The organism is Herbaspirillum sp. Her4 (genome assembly GCF_057961335.1).
In genome coordinates, this window is record NZ_CM176330.1 from 2169664 (window position 1) to 2187738 (window position 18075).

An 18075-nucleotide genomic window follows, 5' to 3' on the forward strand; every position below is an offset into this window, starting at 1 on the left:
CATGAACAAGCTCTGTTATCGCGTCATCTTCAACAAGACTCGCGGCCTGCTCATGGCCGTGTCGGAACTGGGCCGCAGCCATGGCGCGGCACCCGGTGCGGACGGCATGGCCACCAGTGCCGTGCCGCCGCTCAACGCTGCGCGCCTGCAGCCGCTGGCCTTCGCGGTGCTGGTGCTGGCCGGCGCGCACCTGCTGACGCTCCCTGCCGCGCAGGCCCAGATCGTGGCCGATCCGTCGGCACCGCGCTCGCAACAGGCCGTGGTGGTGACTACCGCCAACGGCCTGCCGCAGGTCAACATCACCACGCCCAGCGCGGCAGGCGTGTCGCGCAATACGTACAGCCAGTTCGACGTCAACAAGCCGGGGGCCATCCTCAACAATGCCCGCAATGACGTGCAAACCAGACTGGGCGGCTGGATCCAGCGCAATCCCAACCTGGCCACCGGCACTGCGGGAGTGATCCTCAACGAGGTCAATTCGGCCAATCCCAGTTTCCTGCGCGGATACGTGGAAGTGGCTGGCGACCGTGCGCAGGTCATCATCGCCAATCCGTCCGGCGTGACCTGCGATGGCTGCGGTTTCATCAATGCCAGCCGCACCACGCTGACGACCGGCACGGCCATCATGAACAATGGCAATCTGGATGGATTCGTGGTCCGGCGCGGCACGGTCACGGTGCAAGGCGAGGGGCTGGACAGCAGCCAGTCCGACTACACCCACATCATCGCGCGCGCCGTCCGCATCAACGCCGGCCTCTGGAGCCGCGATCTGCGCATCACCACCGGAGCCAACCGCGTCAATGCCGACAACCAGGTCGTCGAGAAACTCGACGGCGAAGGTGACACGCCCTCACTCTCCATCGACGTGGCGCAACTGGGTGGCATGTATGCCAACAAGATCGTGCTGGTCGGCACCGAAGCCGGTGTGGGCGTACGCAATGCCGGCACCATCGGCGCAGCCGCGGGCGAGGTGCGCATCAGCGCCGCCGGCCATATCGAAAACACCGGCAAGATCCAGTCCACGCAAACCGCCAGCATTGCGGCCACCAGCCTGGACAACCGTGGCGGCAAACTGCAGGCCACCAGCGATCTCGACGTGACACTGGGCAGCGGTGCCCTGGACAACCGGGCCGGCCTGCTCGACACCAGCGCCAACCTGCGCCTGCAGGCCGCCAGCATCGACAACCGCGACACCGGTGCCAGCGACCAGGGTCTCCATGGCGCGACCATCAGCGTGCAGGCACAGTCGCTCGACAACCAGCGCGGCAGTGTGCTGGCCAGCCAGAGCCAGACCCTGCGCACCGAACGCAGCCTGGACAACAGCGGCGGTGTGATCTCCGCCGCCGGTGACCTCTCCATCAGCGGCAGCAATCTGGCGCTCACCAATACGGGCGGCCAGATCCAGACCAATGCGGCATTGCAGGTACAGGCCGCCAGCATCAGCAATACGGGGACGAGCGGCGCTTCGCAAGGCCTGCTCGGCAAGCGCCTCACGCTTGATGCAGACGTGATCGACAACCGCCGTGGCAAGCTGCGTGCCGAGGAGGCGCTCGCCATCCGTGCCGCCACGTCCGTGGACAACAGTGCCGGCGCAATTTCTGGCAGTGCGGGCGTGAGCATTCAGGATCGCGTGGATGCCAACAACTATCGCAAGGAAGCGATGAGCAGCGAGGTCGGCAGCACCATCGCTGCCGCCGGCGATGTGCGGGTGATGGCAGGCAACGATATCAATGCGCGGGGATTGAACGCCACCAGCGACAAGGGGGCCATCAATCTGGCAGCGGCCAACAACGTCAATCTCGGCACTGCCGAATCACGGCAGCAGGTCGATGAAGGGCACCAGACCAGCGGCAGCAGCGGGTGGCTGTCAAAGAAGACGGTGACCACGCGGGATCAGGTGGACCAGTCGCAAGCCTCGGGCAGTACCGTTTCCGGCAATACGGTCAGCGTGGCGGCGGGCAAGGATGTGAACGTCACGGGCAGCAACGTGGTCTCCACGCGCGGCACGCAGATTGCGGCGGCGGGTGATGTGAATATCCTGGCTGCCAGCGACAAGGCCGACAGCACGCACGTGCGCAATGAAGTGACCAGCGGTCTCTTCAGCGGCGGGGGCTTTGGAGTGACCATCGGCAAGCAGGAGATGGACAACAAGAACCGCACCGTCAGCAGCACGGCGGTGTCGTCCACGGTGGGCAGTACCGAGGGCAATGTGGCCATCAGCGCGGGGAGTGGCTACAAGCAGGTCGGCAGCAATGTGATGGCTCCCAAGGGGGACATCGATATCCTGGCGCGGCAGATCAGCATTCTGGCGGCGACGGACAGCGAGCGGAATACGCAGGATGTGGTGTTCAAGCAGAGTGGGTTGACGTTGCAGATCACCAGTCCGGTGTTGTCGGCGATTCAGACGGTGCAGCAGATGAAGAAGGCGGCCGAGAGCACCACCGATGGAAGGATGAAATTGCTGGCCGCCGCCAACATCGGCTTCGCGGGCAAGAATGCCTATGATGCGGTCAAGACCGGCCAGGGTGTTGCGGTTGAAGGCAAGGACAATCCCCAGGTACTGACGAATGCCCGGAACGAAGATGGCTCGCTCAAGACGGGCGCAGATGGCAAGCCGGAGACGCGTGATGCGACGGCCGCTGACAAGGTAGGCGGAATCAATCTTGCGATCAGCCTGGGCGCGAGCAAGAACGAGAGTCACTCTGAAGCCAGTGCCAATACGGCCAAGGGATCAACGGTTACTGCAGGTGGCAACGTCAACATCACCGCCACGGGTGGCGGCACTGATAGCAACATCGTTATCCAAGGCAGCGATATCAAGGCTGGCGTTAACGCCACACTCAAGGCTGACAATGAGGTCAGGCTCCTCGCCACGCAGAGCACGACGGAACAACACAGCACGAACAAGGGGATGTCGGGGTCGGTAGGTGTTTCGTTTGGCACGGATGGATTGCTCTTCAATGCGGGGGTATCCGGCAGCCGTGGACGCGGAGACGGCAGTGATGTCGCGCAGGTCAATACACACGTTGATGCGGGGAACAAGCTCACCATCGAATCAGGTACGGATACGACGCTTAAGGGCGCGGTGGTCAGTGGCAAGCAAGTGGTGATGGATGTTGGCACCAGCGGCAAGGGCAATCTGAACATCGAGAGCCTGCAAGACACCAGCACGTACAAGAGCAATCAGCAAAGTGTTGGAGTGAGTGTATCGGTAGGCATGGGCAAGATGAGCGGTAGCCTCAATGCCGCGCGCAGCAGTGTCGACGGTGACTATGCCAGCGTGAATGAGCAATCGGGGATCAAGGCCGGGGATGGTGGTTTCCAGATCAAGGTGGCGGGCAATACCGATCTGAAGGGCGCGAAGATTGCCAGCACGGACAAGGCTGCGGCTGAGGGCAAGAATAGTCTGACGACTGAGACCTTGACGCAATCGGATATCCAGAACCGTAGTGACTACAAGGCCGAGAGTCAGAGCGTTGGCATCGGGACCGGGTTTGATGGCTCGAAGCTCGCGATGAACGGTACGGGGATCGGTGTAGGCAGCGCCAGTGGCAGCGAGAGCAGCACGACCAGGAGCGGCATCAGTCAGGCTGATATCAAGATCACCGATGACGCGGCCCAACAGGCGAAGACCGGCAAGACTGCAGCGCAGACCATTGCCAGCATCAATACCGATGTGAGCAGTGACCGGGATACCAGCGGCAAGTTGAACAAGACCTGGAATGGGCAGGCGCTGCAGGCGGATGTGCAGGCGCAGGCGCAGATTACGCAGGCGTTTGGGCAGCAGGCCTCCAAGCTGATCGGAGACTATGCCGAGGAGCAGGAGAAGAAAGCGACAGATTTACGTGCGCTGGCAAATGCGACAACTGATCCGGAAGTTGCGAAGGCGCTCCGGGATCAAGCCAGTAACATCGAGAGCAACTGGGGCCCTGATGGGACGATGCGTCTTCTGGCGCATACGGTCGTTGGCGGCCTGACAGGTGGAATTTCAGGCGCAGCCGGTGCCGCCGCAGGTACGCTGACGGCTCCCGCTGTGGGGGCCGCATTGAAAGATGCTGGCATCGATGCGGGTCTGGCAAAGGCGTTGACCGGTTTGTCGAGTACCTTGGTTGGGACGGCTGTTGGCGGAGTGGCGGGAGGGGCGGCCGCTTACAACGAGGTCACGAACAATTACCTCAAGCATGAAGAAGACGAGCAGAGACTGCGGAAGAAAGCGGCTTGTTCCTCCAGTCCAGATCCGTCTTCCTGCCGACGGGACGTGGAAAGAGCCTACAACCAGATCGGGCGGACACGTCAGCAGCGTACTTGCTCGGATGCGGATAGCTGTAGAGAGAATAAGCGGGAGGTCGAGGAAGATCTGCAGGCTACGACCGCGAGACAGTCGATCCTTGATCGGAAGCTGTATCAGGGGAAACTGACCGATGATGAAAAGGCCGAGTATTTTTCGAACGGGCAGCAAATCCAGTTGATGCAAGCGGCATTGCAGGAGGCCAATCGACAGTTCAGAGTAATCGTTCCGTTAAGTCAATGGACTTTGCAAGAGCGTGATGCCGCGCTGGCAGATGCATTGACGGCGGTCGGCGGGATAGGGCAGGTAGCGGCGATCGGTTCAGGAAAATCTGCACAAGGCACGAAGAGCAGCGCGGCCGATGCAGAGAAAGGCACGAAGACCAGTGCTACTGATCCAGAGCCGAGTACAAAGCCCGTCCCGGCTGAACCTGAGAAGGTAGTTGCAGAAAAAGGACCCAATGTAGAAGAGGGCAACAAGCCATCTGCAGATTATAGTGTTCAGGGTAAAGGCTACGGCGATGCCAGGTATTTTGGGACTGATGGGAAGGAGATTCCCGTTGGCCTGCCGTCTGCTGGTAAGGATCAAGTCACCAGGAATCCGGTAGACACGCAACTTCCTAGTACGAATACTCTCGTTCTAACAGAGAAGGAGGCGCGAGCTTTAGGGGGAGAAAACAGGGGCTTGATTTACGTTGCAGAAAGTCCGCGAGGAAAGCAGGATGCTCAGGATTTTCAGGCTGGAACGAGCGGGGCATTCTCGGATTTGAATACGAAGAAGATGGCGGTTCCTGCGCTGCGATACGATAATCCCAACGAAAGAGGGGTCAATTTTATTAAGTTTGATGGCGTCGAGACTTCGAAGGACGGATCGATGCTACTTTTGCTTGATGCGAAAATTAAACTCCCATTATGGAGCGATTCAACTAAAAGAGAGATCTTGAATACAATGCAGCGTGTTAAAACCGCTATTGAGCAGAATCCTGGCTATAAGGTTGTATATGAGTTTCCTAACGCCAAGGTTGAACGCCAAGCGGCGGAATTTATTCGGGAAAGCCTTTTTGACGATATTGTTACCACCAGAGTGAGAAAGCCATGAGTTCAGAAAATATCAGGTTAAGACTTCATGCTCGTCCAGATAAAAACCAAACAATAACTGAGCGACATGCAAGAATCATGGAGGGGCTGTCCCGCTTGGAGGGCGTGCTGAGTATCGCGGGTTGCGAGATTCCATCAGCACCGGAATGTGGAGATGGACTGGTCGCTCTCTATTCAATAAAACCTCCCGTTAGAGGATTAAGAATTGCTGGGGATTATGCTTATAGGGGTGATAGATATATCTACGAAGATCGGGGGTCCTTCGACGAACATTTAATCTACGAATTCAAAATTTCAAATAAAAAAATAAATTATCGCCATGTCATAAATTCTGATTTTATTAAGGTGATAGAGGTTTTTTCTGGATATCGTGCTGGAGTTTTTTATGATGATTACGCATTCTCATATCAAGGAAGAGATGCATCGGATAATCCTATTTACTTTAAATTAAAAGAAGATAAGTCAATTAATGTTGATGGAAGAAATAGTATTTATACGTTGCATCCAGCTCAGTTCTGGGACTCAGAGCTTTGTCATCGTGCCCTAGGCTACGGGCCTGAGGAAGTCATCGCGAGACTTAAAGGAGTTTGCCCATTGGTTACTCCCGTGTTGGATGGGGTTTACATTGTTTTGAATGACGACCCGAAGATGACCTATGAGACCTATGTGGAGATGAATAGCACCATCAAGCCAATTTTAGGATTGATCTGATTTTTCTCTTAGAGGCTGTTGCGAAATTATTGTAAAAGTTTTTTTAACCGTGTCCAGAATATCGAGCCGCAAGCCGATGACAGGAAGGCTTCGTGGATATGAGCATAGCGTTCGTAACGAATCTTCAGGCGCCGAAACGAGTGCAGCCAAGCAATCGAGCGTTCGACCGGCCAACGGGTTTTACCAAGCCTGCTGCCATGGCGCGTAGATTTTTGCGAGCATCGGTTTGATGCCACGGGCTCGCAGGCGCTGACGGTGTTGCTCAGAACTGTAGCCTCGGTCACCTTGAACGATTTTCGGTTTGTGCAGAGGGCGTCCGCGCTTTCCTCGTATATGCGGAATCGCCTCGACAAGTGGGTCGAGCTGGGTAATGTCGTAGCGATTCGCGCCGGTCAGGATGACCGCGAGCGGGATGCCTTGCGCGTCGACGATGAGATTATGCTTACTGCCAAGTTTGCGCCGGTTCGTGGGATTCGGGCCTGTTATTTTTTTCGCCAGCATGGCCCGAATCGACGAGCTATCGACGAGAGCACGCGTCAAATCGACTTCACCACGTCGACGTAGTTCCGCGAGGAGCGTCTCGTGTATGCGTTGCCTCGAACTCCTGTATGTCGGCATCACCATCCCGGATCGTGCGTATATGCCCTTCGCGAAAGCAGATAGTTGATGAAGGCTTTAACAAATAGTGATTTGAGAGATCTACAGCAGAAAGTGGAAGCCTTGTCGGACAAGGCGGAGCCTCGTGCGACGCTAACGGTTCTGTTGAGATGGATTGAAAGTCATCAGGAGAAAATGATGAGCCCGCCTTTCAGCGACTATGGTCTTGATAAATTTTCTCAGTTCAAATTGGAAGATTATCCGGTATCGAAATCTTCATTACGGGGGAGAGAGTTAGAGCATTTTAGAAGGACAGTGAGCAAACTGAGTCTGAAAGATCTCGCCTTTGTAGCGATGTTCATTCGCGATTCATTAGAAGCATTGCTTATGCCTGAAGTCGATGGTGAGTGCCCAAGATGTAACGGTTATTCCATTGCGGTCTTCAAGAATAAATGCGATGGCAAGCTTCTGCTTCTATGCAAGACATGCGGATTTGGCTGGTATTTTGATGCCGCACAAGATACTGGCGGCAAGCGGGAATACGAATTTGCTACCGAGAGGGAGCTTCGCGAATACGGACTAGTTTAAGTCGCGAGGATTTTATAGATATGAGGTGCTGGAAGTTGCTATAAGCAACCGACGCAGGTCAAAGCTTCGAGAAAATAAGGAAATAAATGTCGATGGCCGTAACAACTTATTTACACTTTATCCAGCTCAGTTTTGGGTCTTAGAGCTTTGTCATCGCGCGCTAGGATATGGGCCTGAGAAAGTCATCGCGAGGCTTGAAGGAGTTTGCCCATTGGTTACTCCCGTGCTGGATGGCGTGTACGTTGTTCTGAATGATGATCCTCGAATGACTTATGACGAGTACGTGGAAATGAACAACACGATCAAGTCGATGTTGGGTTTGATCTAGTATTTGCCGTTGTGTGAAAACTATATAAATAGTTTTATCGAGTCAGTTCAGGATGCTGTTTCAATTGATTGTGTATCGGAGCAATACGTGCGTTTGACAGGTTTTCTGTTGATTGTCTTTATCCTGGCTTGGTTGTTGTGGAAGCCCAAGCCGGGCGGTGGCTTCGGTTTTCTGGGCAATGTGATTGTCGACGTCGTTGGAGATTTTCTGTTCCGCTGACATGCAGGCGCAGACACTGGCGGCTTCACCGGTAAAAAACTATCCCCCGATTTTCAAAAAACGCGTCGTGCTCATCGTCGATGTCTGGAAAGACGGCCACAGCCCTTGAGCGCAAGCATCCCGCTCACGCCGCCAGGCCGAACTCCTCCAGCGTATAAGGCTGCCGCTGCTGCAGCACCTCGCGCAATTCCATCGCCTTGCTGAACAGCCAGCCCTGCGCATGAATCTGCGGTGCGATGCTGCGTATGAGCTGCAATTGCTCTTCCGTCTCGATGCCCTCGATGACCACCTTCAGCTCCAGCTCGGTGGCCAGGCGCAGCAGGTTGGGGACCACCGAGCGCAGCGGTGAACCGGTGCTCAAGGCACTGGTGAAAAGCCGGTCGATCTTGATGCCGTCGAACTGCGCATAGGACAGATGCGACAGATTGGCACTGCCGGTACCGAAGTCATCGATCCAGATCGCAAAGCCCGCCTGGCGCAACAGCTCGATGTTCTGTGTGAAAGTGGCCGAACGGATGTCGGCACGCTCGGTGACTTCCAGATGCAATTGCGGACGCAGGCCCGGCGTGGCCGCCGTCAGTTCGAGCGCGAACTCGATGAAGTCCGCATCCTCGATGTCGGCCACCTCGGTATTGACCGCCAGCACCAGCATCGGATCGGCCTGCAGCAGATCCTGCATCTCGCGCAGCGCACGCGCCAGTACCACCTTCGCGAGCGCCGTGCTGAGCCGGTTTTGCGCCGCCAGCGGGACGAAGATGTCCGGGCCGATCTCGGGTTCATCCGCCGGGCGCCAGCGCGCCAGCGCTTCGTATCCCTTCAGGCTCAGGTCGCGCACGCAGACGATGGGCTGGTACAGCAGCACGATCTCGTCATTGGCGATGCCCTCGCGCAGCTTCTCCACGACACCCTGATTGCGGCGCAGGCGCAGATGCATCAGGTAGGCCAGCGCACCCAGCAGGAAACTGCCCGCCAGCAGCGCCACAAAACTCAAGGGCTGGGCCAGCGCAAACCAGTGCAGGCGCGCGCTTGCCTTGGCGCACAGGGCCATGTCGCGGCTGCATTCGGTGATGTCGATGCCGGGCAGCAGGTCCATCGCGCCGGCCGGGTTGTAGCGCAGGCCGTCGCGCTCGGCATAGGTGTGCGTGCCGTTGCCGTTGGTGATGCGCAGCGATACATCCTGATAGAAACGATTGAGATCGAAGGTCGAGGGCGAGGCGATGGCCAGGCTGCGGTTCAGGGCCACCAGGTTGGTCTGGTAATGCGTCTGCAGCACTTCCTGATGGCTCCACACGCTGAAGCCGCCGCGCGCATGATAGTGCGGCTCAGGCAGGCGGGTGAGCTTGTCCAGTTTGCCCCACAGCGCCGTACAGCGCACCACGCCCTGCTCGATGCGGCCCAGGTCGGCCACATAGCTGTTGGCATAGGTGATGTTGCGCAGGATGGTAAGGTCGCCCTCCGAGCACATCTCGAAGGGACTCGCTTCGGCCCGGCGCAGCGCATCGGCGGTGGCGCGTCCGGCGTCTTCCGCACGCTGCAAGGCCTGCATCGACGAGGCGTCGATGTGGCGGATCTCCGAAACGGTCAGCGCGAGCTGCGCCAGAAAGACGCCTCCGACCATGCTGGTGCAGGCCCAGAGGAGAATTTTCCAGGAGGAAACGCGCCGGAAGACTTTGCGATTCATTGCTGAGACAGTAATTATTTCGCGCAAGCTTAATTTAAAACCGCGTCTCCTTATTCGGTTTTTTTCGTTGGCGATTGTTTTGCATCGTGTTTTGCGACGATTTCCCAGCGCCCGGTAGGAACGCGCATCGCAAGTGATGCGCGCCATCCACGAATCTCGCCAGTCCTCGCTGCCACGCGGATTGGCTCACGCCATGCGCCATCGCGCCGGTCTCAGGAAGTGATCTTGACCGCGCGGCCGATGTAGAGGATGGGGCCGGTCGGACGGCCCGTGGGCGAGCCGTTACCCGGCTCCAGGGTGATCTCGAAGAGCTGGTCCGACTGCAGCGGTGGCAGCTTGTCCAACGGGACTTCCTGGGTCTTGCCAGGCTTGACGATGCCCAGCGAGACCGGGCCGTTCCAGTTGGCCCCCTTGGTCCAGAATTGCAGCGCCTTCTCCTGCGGCACGGTGGCCACGCCCAGAGGGATCAGGTTGAGGCGGCCGCTGCCACCGGTCTGTACCACCCAGCCGGGGGCCTTGTCCTGCGGCGCCACCAGCACCACCATGTAGGCCGGCGCACGCGTCGGCGGCTCGGCACGCAGCATGAGCACGGCCAGCAGCAGCGAGCAGGCCAGCGCCGCGCCGGTACTCCAGCGCCAGAATTGCACGCTCTCCCACCATGCATGCCAGCCGCCACGCTGACGTACCGGGGCCGGCATGGGCAGGCTGCGCTCGATGCGCTGCCACAGGCTGGCCGAGGGCTGCACCGGCTCGGCCAGTGCGGTCAGGGGATGCAGCTTGGTTTCCCATTCATCGACGGCGGCACGCAGTGCGCCGTCCGTGGCCAGGCGCTGTTCCACCGCCTGGCGCTGTGCGTGCGGCAGCGTGCCCAGCACGTACTGGGCCGCCAGCCATTGCAGTTCATCGTGTGATGCATTCATCCGATACACTCCCGCAGCGCGGCCAGGCCGCGCTTGATCCATGCCTTCACCGATCCCAGCGGCGCTTGCAGGCGCTCAGCGATTTCGCCATGGGTGCAGCCATCGACATAGGCGTAGACGATGCTGGCGCGTTTGGCATCGCTCAACTGGCCCAGGCACTCGTCCAGCCGGCCGAGGTCGGCTTGCCACTCGGGTGCATCCACGGCGGGCTCGGCGCGGTCGGCCAGTTCTTCCAGGTCATCACCGGCGGCGACTTCGTGCTGCATGGCGCGGATGCGATTGAGTGCCGTATGGCGTACTACCGTGTAGATCCATCCGCGTGCCGCTCCGCGCGCCGGGTCGAAGCTGGCGGCGCGGTTCCACAGATTGAGGAAGGCGTCATGCAGGACGTCCTCGGCCAGTGCGCGATCACGCACGATGCGCAAGGCCACCCCCAGCAGAGTGCGGCCCTCGTGTTCGTAAAGCGCCTGCAATGCACGGCGCTCGCCGCGCGCGCAGGCCAGCAGGGCGGCTTCATGATCGAAGGAGGCGGGGACGTCAGTCACGCGAAATCAGGCTCCGGTCGCAGGTTGCCCGGCCGGAACGTCCGGCCGGGGTGACCTGGATTATAGCGAGGTTATGGCGTGGATTACGCTCGCATCAGGAAGCCTTCCAGAAGATATAGTCGGCCTGATAGCCCACCTTCTGCTTGGCACCCGCCGAACCCATGTCGCAGCGATCAGCCGGTGCCACGCCACCCTTGGTGGCGACGCGCTGGATATAGGTCGTCTGCGTCATCGCACCCATGCCGGTAGCCGGATTGGCCTTGACCAGCTGATGCGGGATATTGCCGGTGCCAGCCGGGGCCACCGCGACCTGCGCACCGGTCACCTTGGATCCGTCGCTGCTCTCCCAGGTGGCCGGCGGGCCGTAGTAATGGCCGACCTGCATGCCGCTGCGATCCTTGAGCACGGCATCGGGGCCGACGAAGGTCCATTCGAACTGGCCGGGCATGTCCTTCTTGGCGCGGCATTCATAGAGGATCTCACCCACGCCCACGGTCTGCAGCACGACCTTGTTGCCGGCCGGGACCTTGACGGCGTCCGGCAGGCTGTCCTGCGAATACATGGTCGACATGGGCGCGCAGGCCGCCAGCGTGAGGGCCGCGGCCAGGGGCAGGGCGATACGGAGGGAACGGGTAGACAGGATGGCAGTTTGCATGATGGGCTCCTTGTTTCTTGAAATGGATGGTTGTCTCGTGCAGCCCGCCGCCGCATGCGCGACAACGGGGCTGACATGAGGTACTACCCGCGAGGAGCCGATCTGGATGCAGTGATTTGAAAATATTTTTTAAAAAAAGATGGGCGGGAGAATTGGTGAGTATTTTTAACGGGAAATTCTACTTCTCCCGCCGCAGCGCGAACACCGCACCCGCCAGCACGATGAAGCCGCCAATGATGGCTTTCTGCCAGGTACTGGGCACGCCGGCCAGGATCAGCACGTTGTTGATCAGGGTCACCAGCAGCACGCCCAGCAGCGTACCCACCACACTGCCATGGCCGCCCGTGATGCGCGCACCGCCCAGGACCACGGCGGCGATCACATCCAGCTCGCTGCCCACCAGGTCGAAGGGATTGGCCAGGCGTGTGCTGGAGACGTGCACGATGCCCGCCAGTCCTGACAGGAAACCGGCATAGCCGAACACGAACAGATGCACCGAACGCAATTTGTAGCCCAGCCGTTCGGCGATGGCCAGGCTGCCGCCCACGGCGTAGACGGCGCGCCCCATCAGGGTCTTGTTGAGCAGCCACCAGGTCAGCGCACTGGCCAGCACCAGCACCAGCACGGTGGCGGGCAGCACGGCGTGCAGGCCGCTGGCCGTGTCATGCCGCGCCAGGGCCAGCTTGCCGAACTGGTCCATGGCATGCGGCACGTTCATGAAGAACACGGTCCCGACGAAGGTCAGCAGGATGCCGCGATAGAGATACTGGGTACCGATGGTGACGATCAGCGAGGGCGCCTTGAGCCAGTCCACCAGCAGCCCGTTGAGCACACCCAGCGCGGTGCCGCCGGCCGCACCGGCCAGCAGGATGACGGCGATGTGCGTCTCCGGGAAATACGTCATCACGACCTTGGTGATGGAATACATGGTGAGCGCCGCGATGGCCGCGAAGGAGACGTCGATGCCACCGGCGGCCAGCACGATCATCACGCCCAGCGCAAACAGGCCCAGCGTGGTGCAGGCGCGCACGATGTCGAACAGCACCGCCAGCTGGAAGAAGGCGGGATTGATCAGGGCCACCGTCACCACCACCAGCAGGATCAGGACGAAGGTGAACAGCGAAGGGTTTTTCTTGAGCAGCGCACCTAGGCTGGCTGCCGCACTGCGCGGGGGCAGGGCGGGACTGGTGTCGGTGTGGGCGTTCTGGCGGGTCAAAGTGCTTGCATCCATGCTCGGTTCTCAATGTTCGTGGCTTTGTTCGGAGACCAGGTCGTGCGCGAGGTCGCTCTCGGACAAGCCCTCCACCTCGAAGCGGCGCACGATGCGTCCGCGCTTCATCAGCAGCAGGTTGTCGCAGTTCTGCAGCAGCTCGGGCAGGTCGTCGCTGATGAGGATGACGCCCATGCCCTGTTTTGCCAGGTCCTGGATGATGCGGTAGATGATGTCCTTGGAACCCACATCCACGCCCACCGTCGGCCCGTGCAGGATCAGCACGCGCGGATTGATGGCCAGCCAGCGGCCGATCAGCACGCGCTGCTGGTTGCCGCCGGAGAGCGACTGCACCGGACGATCCACGTCCGGGGTGGCGATCTGCAATTGCCTGACCGTGTCCACCGAGAAGCGCTGGCAGGCCGCCGCATCGAGTGCGCCGAACTTGCCGCGCATCTTGCGCAGGATGGTGGTGATGATGTTGTCGCGAATCGATTTGTCGAGGAACAGGCCTTCGCTGATGCGATCCTCGGGTACGTAGCCGATGCCATGCGTGATCGCATCGCCGGGCGCGCGCAGCGACAGTCTCTGTCCGTCCAGCACGATCTGTCCGCCATGCGCCGGTTCGACCCCGGCCAGCGCCAGGGCCAGTTCATTGCGGCCCGAATCAAGCAGGCCGGTGATGCCCAGGATCTCGCCTTCATGCAAGGTGAAGCTGACATCCTCGAAGGCGGCGCGACGCGTGAGGGCCGTGACTTCCAGGCGGGTCTTCTGCAATTGGGCGTCGACGCGATAGCGCTCCTCGCTCAACTGTTTGCCGGTCATCAGCTGGCCCAGCTGGGCCTTGGTGAAGGTCTGGATCGGTCCTTGCGCGACTTTTTCGCCATCGCGGAAAACGATGGCCTGGCCGCCGATGGCAAAGCATTCATCGAGCTTGTGGCTCACGAACAGCACCGCCACGCCATTGGCGCGCAGGCCGTTGATGACCTTGACCAGCGCATCGACTTCCTTCTGGGTGAGCGAGGTAGTCGGTTCATCCATGATGACCATGCGCGCGCTGGTGGCAATCGCGCGGGCGATGGCGATCAACTGGCGGGTGGCGATGGGCAGCTCGTCCACGCGCGTATCGAGAAACGCCGCCGTGGCCGGCAGATTGACCGCGCGCAGGGCGCGCGCCGCCGTGTCGTTCAGGGCGCCGCGATCGAACAGGCGTGCCAGCCGCCCCTGATGGCGCACCAACTGGGCGCTCAGGGCAACGTTCTCGGCCACGCTCATGTTGGGCAGCAGCGAGAGATCCTGATACACCGTCTCGATGCCCAGCGACAGCGAGGCCAGCGGCGTGAGTTCGGCCACGCGTTCGCCCTGGATGAAGATTTCTCCTTCGCTGGGCGGCTGGGCCCCGGCGATGATCTTGATCATGGTGCTTTTGCCGCAGCCGTTCTCGCCCAGCAGATGATAGATCTCGCCGGCGTGGATGGTCAGATCGATGCCGCGCAGGGCATGCACCCCGGCAAAGCGCTTGTGGATACCCTGCAGCCGCAGGAATTCCTGGGCAGGCGCGCCGTCGGGGCGGGAAGTGTCGTGAGTGCTCATAGTCCAACGCGATGACGAAGGACATCCGCCGTGGCCGGGATGATGATGCGGGCGCGCGGCGGATGTCCGGTGGGTCTGATCAGGCCGCGATCAGAACGCGTACTGCTTGTAGTTCTTCTTGTCCACTTCGACCCAGGCCTGGCCGGTGACGATCACGCCCACGCCCGGACCCTTCTTGACGCTGACCTTGTTGTAGCCGGGAATGCCCAGGTCCATGCCGTCGGTGATTTTCTTGCCCTGCACCAGCATCATGGCGGCCTTGTTCATGGCCAGGCCGGCATCCTTCGGATCCCAGAAGGCGATGCCACCCACGGCACCCGACTCCAGGAACTTGGCCGCTTCGCTCGGCAGGCCGGTGCCATAGACACAGACCTTGCCCTGCAGGCCGGCTTCTTCCACGGCGCGGCCGATACCCAGCACGTCGAGCGACGACGAACCCTGGAAGCCCTTGATGTCAGGATGCTTGCGCAGGATTTCCTTGGCCTTGGCGTAGGCCTTCTCGGCATCGTTGGCCGATTCGTTCTTGGCATCCACCAGGGTCATCTTGGGATACTTCTTGGCGGCATTGGAGGCGCCGCCATCAGCCCACTGCACCTGCGACTGGCTGCCCAGCGAACCGACCAGCGACGACCACTTGCCGGTCTCGCCCATGCAGGCGGCCAGGCGGTCATTCAGGCGTGCGCCATAGGCGGTGTTGTCGAAGGCTTCGATATCGACCAGGGTGTTCTTCTGGTTGTCGGCTTCATGGGTGACCACCTTGATGCCGCGATCCAAGGCGCGCTTCAAGACCGGCTCCAGGGTCGGTGGATCCATCGACACCACGGCGATGGCATCGACCTTCTTGGCCACCAGGTCTTCCACCAGGCGTTGCTGCTGGGCGGCATCCGATTGGGCCGGGCCGATCTGGCGCGTGGTCACGCCGGGATTGGCGGCAGCGAATTCCTTGACGCCCACTTCCATGCGGTTGAACCAGCTGATGCCGGTGATCTTGACCACGGTGACGATATCGATGGGTTTGTTCTGCGCCTGCAGCGCGCTGGCAAAGCCGATGGCTGCCAGAGCCGAACCCAGTACGCAAGCCGATTTCTTGTTCATCATGTCTCCAGTTTCCCCACTATGTGGATGGATCTTGACAGGCGGGGTGCTGTTCAAGACTTGCGCAATTGCGCGTTTGAATTCGGGAAAAAATCACGCCAGCTGACCCGCGCCGAGGCCAGGAAACACAGCAGCAGCAAGCCCCAGGCGCAGTCGCGGAAGAAGTTGGAAATCTCCAGCAGGTTGAAGGTCGAGGACAGCAGCTGCAGCGCCAGCGCCGAGAAGAACAGGCAGACCATGCGCCCGTAGCCGCCTTGCGGACGGATGCCGGCCATCACCGCGATCAGGATGGCGATGAGCAGGTAGGAGTTGCCATAGTCGGCCTTCACGCTGGCAGTGCGTGCGGCGATGATGACGCCGGCCACCGAAGCCAGCACGCCGCTCAAGGTGTAGGTGGCAAAGCGCAGGCGATTCTGCGAGATGCCCGCGTAACGTGCTGCGCGCGCATTGGTGCCCAGCAGGTAGAGCTTGATGCCGAACAGGCTGTAGCGCATCAGCCAGCCCACGGCCAGCAGCAGCGCGACGAAGATGATGAAGGGGATCGGCACGCCCAGCACCGATTCATTGCCGATGGCCGAGATCGGATCGACCACGCTGATGCGCAGGCTGGAGCCATTGGTCAGCACCACGGCCAGTCCGGTGAAGATCATCTGCGTGCCCAGCGTGCAGAGGATCGGCGTCAGATTGCCGCGCGAAATCAGCCAGCCGTTGAGCGCACCGCCCACCAGTCCGGTGACCAGTGCCACCGCGATGAAGCCCAGGGTATAGGTCCACGGTGCCGCATCGGGCGCGGCCACCAGCAGCGGCATGGTGGCTGCGGCCACGACGCCGGCCAGATTGGCCAGGCCGATGCCGGACAGATCGATGCCGCCATTGCCGGAGATCATCGCCAGCGCCACGCCGATGGCCAGCAGGCCCAGTTCAGGCAGCTGGCTGGCCATGGACTGGAAGTTGTAGAGGTCCAGGAAGTCGCCGCGCGAGAACACGGTGGCCACCAGCAGGATGGCCAGGTTGATGACCAGCAGGAACAGCAGTTGCGGGTCGGAGATCTTCAGTTTCATGGTAGGTTCACCTTGCGGGGGAATGTCATTGCGCCTGCGCCAGCGCACCGGCGTTGGCCTGCAGCAGCGCCAGCGCTTCCTGGCGGCTGGGCATGGACGGGGCGGTGCCGGGGCGGGTGACCGAAATGGCCGCCACCGCCGTGGCCAGCCGCGCGGCTTGTTCTGCGCTCATGCCTTCGGCCAGTCCGGCGGCGAACGCGCCGTTGAAGGCATCGCCCGCGCCGGCGGTCTCCACCACGGTGCCTGCGCACAGGGCCGGCAGATGCAGCGATTGCGAGCGGCTGTGCAGCAAGGCACCCTGCGCGCCCAGCGTGATGAGGGCGCAGCCCACGCCGCGTTCCAGCAGCACGTCGGCAGCGCGGCGCGCATCGTCGACGTTGTGGATTTCGATACCGGTCAGCAGGGCCGCTTCATGTTCATTGGGGGTGATGAAATCGCACAGGCCATAGATCTGCGGCGGGAAGTCCAGCGCCGGGGCCGGGTTGAAGACGGTGGTGGTGCCCGCCGCCCGGGCGATCTGCAGGCCGGTGAGCGCAGCCTCGGGCGGCTGCTCCAGCTGGGTGACGAAGACACTGGCCGCTTCGATGGCCTGGTGTTCGCGTTCCACATCTTGGGTGGACAGTTGCGAGGCGGCACCTGGTACCACGATGATGGCATTGTCGCCGCTGGCATCGTTGACGTAGATGAAGGCCGCCCCGGTGGGAGCATCCTCGATCACGCGCACATGCGGCGCGATGGTTTCCTGACGCCACAGCGAAAGCGCGAAGTCACCGAAGGAATCCTTGCCGATGGCCGAGATGAAGCGCACCGGCGCACCGACGCGCGCAGCGGCCACGGCCTGGTTGGAGCCCTTGCCGCCGGGCCCCATGGCGAAGCCGGTGCCGGCGATGGTCTGGCCCAGGCCGGGCATGCCCGGTGCGCGGAAAGCGAGGTCGGCCACGTAGATGCCCAGCACGGCCACGCCGGTCTTGTGCGAGAGAGAAGTCATGCTCACGCCTCCGGTGGCAACACACCTTTTTTGAGCAGGAAGCAGCCGTAGAAGCGGCGCTCGCCGGTGGCGATCACGCAATACGCTTTCTTGGCCGCTTCGTAGAAGGCGAAGCGCTCGATGGACCCGAGCGGACGTTCGCGGCCTTCAGCCTGGTTGACTTCGTGTTGCAGTTCCTGCTGTACCGGAGGGATGGTGGCGGGTTCGCCCATGATCTCCATGCGCCGCACCGGCTGCTCCACGGCATTGTCCAGCGGCAGCACCGAGAGGATGGCGCGCGCAGCGTCGGTGGTGCCCACGCCATCGATGCGCAGCACCTTGCCCAGCACCGTCTGTCGGGCCACCGAGTCGGCCGGGAAATTGGCGTCGCACAAGACCAGTTCGTCACCGTGGCCCATCGCGCGCAAGGCGTAGAGCACATCGGCGTTCAATAAAGGATGCAGATTTTTAAGCATGTCGTCTCCTGTGGATTTTATAAGTATGCTTATAGAATAAGTCT

General features: G+C 60.8%; 14 protein-coding genes and 1 pseudogene. 4 read left to right on the forward strand and 11 right to left on the reverse strand.

Going from position 1 to position 18075, the window contains the following annotated elements; all coding sequences use genetic code 11:
* Position 1: 1 nt before the first annotated feature.
* On the forward strand, positions 2–5386 hold the full coding sequence (locus tag ACWFUC_RS09880) for a two-partner secretion domain-containing protein (protein ID WP_489637587.1): 5385 nt from the start codon (positions 2–4) through the stop codon (positions 5384–5386).
* Positions 5383–6096 carry a hypothetical protein gene (locus ACWFUC_RS09885; RefSeq protein ID WP_489624796.1) on the forward strand — a complete coding sequence of 238 codons (714 nt, stop codon included), beginning with the start codon at positions 5383–5385 and terminating at the stop codon, positions 6094–6096. The genes ACWFUC_RS09880 and ACWFUC_RS09885 overlap by 4 nt, the downstream gene beginning before the upstream one ends.
* Before the next feature lie 26 nt (positions 6097–6122).
* On the opposite strand, the pseudogene ACWFUC_RS09890 reads toward ACWFUC_RS09885, so the two are convergent.
* Positions 6123–6690, reverse strand: a pseudogene (locus ACWFUC_RS09890) (IS5 family transposase); the annotation flags it as partial.
* A 72-nt stretch (positions 6691–6762) separates the two neighbouring features.
* Between ACWFUC_RS09890 and ACWFUC_RS09895 the strand changes: the two are divergent.
* Together ACWFUC_RS09895 and ACWFUC_RS09900 are read left to right on the forward strand one after the other, a co-directional pair.
* Positions 6763–7281: a cyclin family protein gene (locus tag ACWFUC_RS09895; RefSeq protein ID WP_489624797.1), complete on the forward strand. Its 519-nt coding sequence runs from the start codon at positions 6763–6765 to the stop codon at positions 7279–7281.
* Positions 7282–7696: 415 nt separating this feature from the next.
* Positions 7697–7828, forward strand: a complete 132-nt coding sequence (locus ACWFUC_RS09900; RefSeq protein ID WP_489624798.1) for a hypothetical protein — start codon at positions 7697–7699, stop codon at positions 7826–7828.
* 124 nt (positions 7829–7952) lie between these two features.
* Here the strand turns inward: ACWFUC_RS09900 and ACWFUC_RS09905 are convergent, their stop codons facing one another.
* From ACWFUC_RS09905 to ACWFUC_RS09950, 10 genes are all read right to left on the reverse strand, one after another.
* The gene (locus tag ACWFUC_RS09905; protein WP_489624799.1) at positions 7953–9509 is read right to left on the reverse strand and encodes an EAL domain-containing protein; all 1557 of its coding nucleotides are present in this window, start codon (positions 9507–9509) and stop codon (positions 7953–7955) included.
* 212 nt (positions 9510–9721) lie between these two features.
* Positions 9722–10429 (reverse strand): anti-sigma factor, encoded by a 708-nt coding sequence (locus ACWFUC_RS09910; protein ID WP_489624800.1) that lies wholly within the window; start codon positions 10427–10429, stop codon positions 9722–9724.
* Positions 10426–10974 carry a sigma-70 family RNA polymerase sigma factor gene (locus ACWFUC_RS09915; RefSeq protein ID WP_204724949.1) on the reverse strand — a complete coding sequence of 183 codons (549 nt, stop codon included), beginning with the start codon at positions 10972–10974 and terminating at the stop codon, positions 10426–10428. The genes ACWFUC_RS09910 and ACWFUC_RS09915 overlap by 4 nt, the downstream gene beginning before the upstream one ends.
* A gap of 94 nt (positions 10975–11068) precedes the next feature.
* Positions 11069–11629 carry a DUF3455 domain-containing protein gene (locus tag ACWFUC_RS09920; RefSeq protein ID WP_489637588.1) on the reverse strand — a complete coding sequence of 187 codons (561 nt, stop codon included), beginning with the start codon at positions 11627–11629 and terminating at the stop codon, positions 11069–11071.
* A 178-nt stretch (positions 11630–11807) separates the two neighbouring features.
* Positions 11808–12860, reverse strand: a complete 1053-nt coding sequence (locus tag ACWFUC_RS09925; protein ID WP_039789138.1) for an ABC transporter permease — start codon at positions 12858–12860, stop codon at positions 11808–11810.
* A 9-nt stretch (positions 12861–12869) separates the two neighbouring features.
* Entirely contained in the window at positions 12870–14432 is a 1563-nt protein-coding gene (locus ACWFUC_RS09930) for a sugar ABC transporter ATP-binding protein (protein WP_489624801.1), read from the reverse strand.
* Positions 14433–14522: 90 nt separating this feature from the next.
* The gene (locus ACWFUC_RS09935) at positions 14523–15530 is read right to left on the reverse strand and encodes a substrate-binding domain-containing protein (RefSeq protein WP_034331985.1); all 1008 of its coding nucleotides are present in this window, start codon (positions 15528–15530) and stop codon (positions 14523–14525) included.
* A 50-nt stretch (positions 15531–15580) separates the two neighbouring features.
* Entirely contained in the window at positions 15581–16588 is a 1008-nt protein-coding gene (locus ACWFUC_RS09940; protein WP_489624802.1) for an ABC transporter permease, read from the reverse strand.
* A gap of 25 nt (positions 16589–16613) precedes the next feature.
* Positions 16614–17576 (reverse strand): ribokinase, encoded by a 963-nt coding sequence (gene rbsK, locus ACWFUC_RS09945; protein ID WP_489624803.1) that lies wholly within the window; start codon positions 17574–17576, stop codon positions 16614–16616.
* 2 nt (positions 17577–17578) lie between these two features.
* Positions 17579–18031: an RbsD/FucU family protein gene (locus ACWFUC_RS09950; RefSeq protein WP_489624804.1), complete on the reverse strand. Its 453-nt coding sequence runs from the start codon at positions 18029–18031 to the stop codon at positions 17579–17581.
* Positions 18032–18075 lie beyond the last annotated feature (44 nt).

Coding starts and splice junctions, on each gene's coding strand:
- ACWFUC_RS09880 (WP_489637587.1), top strand. CDS start 2: ATGAACAAGCTCTGTTATCGCGTCATCTTCAACAAGACTCGCGGCCTG.
- ACWFUC_RS09885 (WP_489624796.1), top strand. CDS start 5,383: ATGAGTTCAGAAAATATCAGGTTAAGACTTCATGCTCGTCCAGATAAA.
- ACWFUC_RS09895 (WP_489624797.1), top strand. CDS start 6,763: ATGAAGGCTTTAACAAATAGTGATTTGAGAGATCTACAGCAGAAAGTG.
- ACWFUC_RS09905 (WP_489624799.1), bottom strand. CDS start 9,509: ATGAATCGCAAAGTCTTCCGGCGCGTTTCCTCCTGGAAAATTCTCCTC.
- ACWFUC_RS09910 (WP_489624800.1), bottom strand. CDS start 10,429: ATGAATGCATCACACGATGAACTGCAATGGCTGGCGGCCCAGTACGTG.
- ACWFUC_RS09920 (WP_489637588.1), bottom strand. CDS start 11,629: ATGCAAACTGCCATCCTGTCTACCCGTTCCCTCCGTATCGCCCTGCCC.
- ACWFUC_RS09925 (WP_039789138.1), bottom strand. CDS start 12,860: ATGGATGCAAGCACTTTGACCCGCCAGAACGCCCACACCGACACCAGT.
- ACWFUC_RS09930 (WP_489624801.1), bottom strand. CDS start 14,432: ATGAGCACTCACGACACTTCCCGCCCCGACGGCGCGCCTGCCCAGGAA.
- ACWFUC_RS09935 (WP_034331985.1), bottom strand. CDS start 15,530: ATGATGAACAAGAAATCGGCTTGCGTACTGGGTTCGGCTCTGGCAGCC.
- ACWFUC_RS09940 (WP_489624802.1), bottom strand. CDS start 16,588: ATGAAACTGAAGATCTCCGACCCGCAACTGCTGTTCCTGCTGGTCATC.
- rbsK (WP_489624803.1), bottom strand. CDS start 17,576: ATGACTTCTCTCTCGCACAAGACCGGCGTGGCCGTGCTGGGCATCTAC.
- ACWFUC_RS09950 (WP_489624804.1), bottom strand. CDS start 18,031: ATGCTTAAAAATCTGCATCCTTTATTGAACGCCGATGTGCTCTACGCC.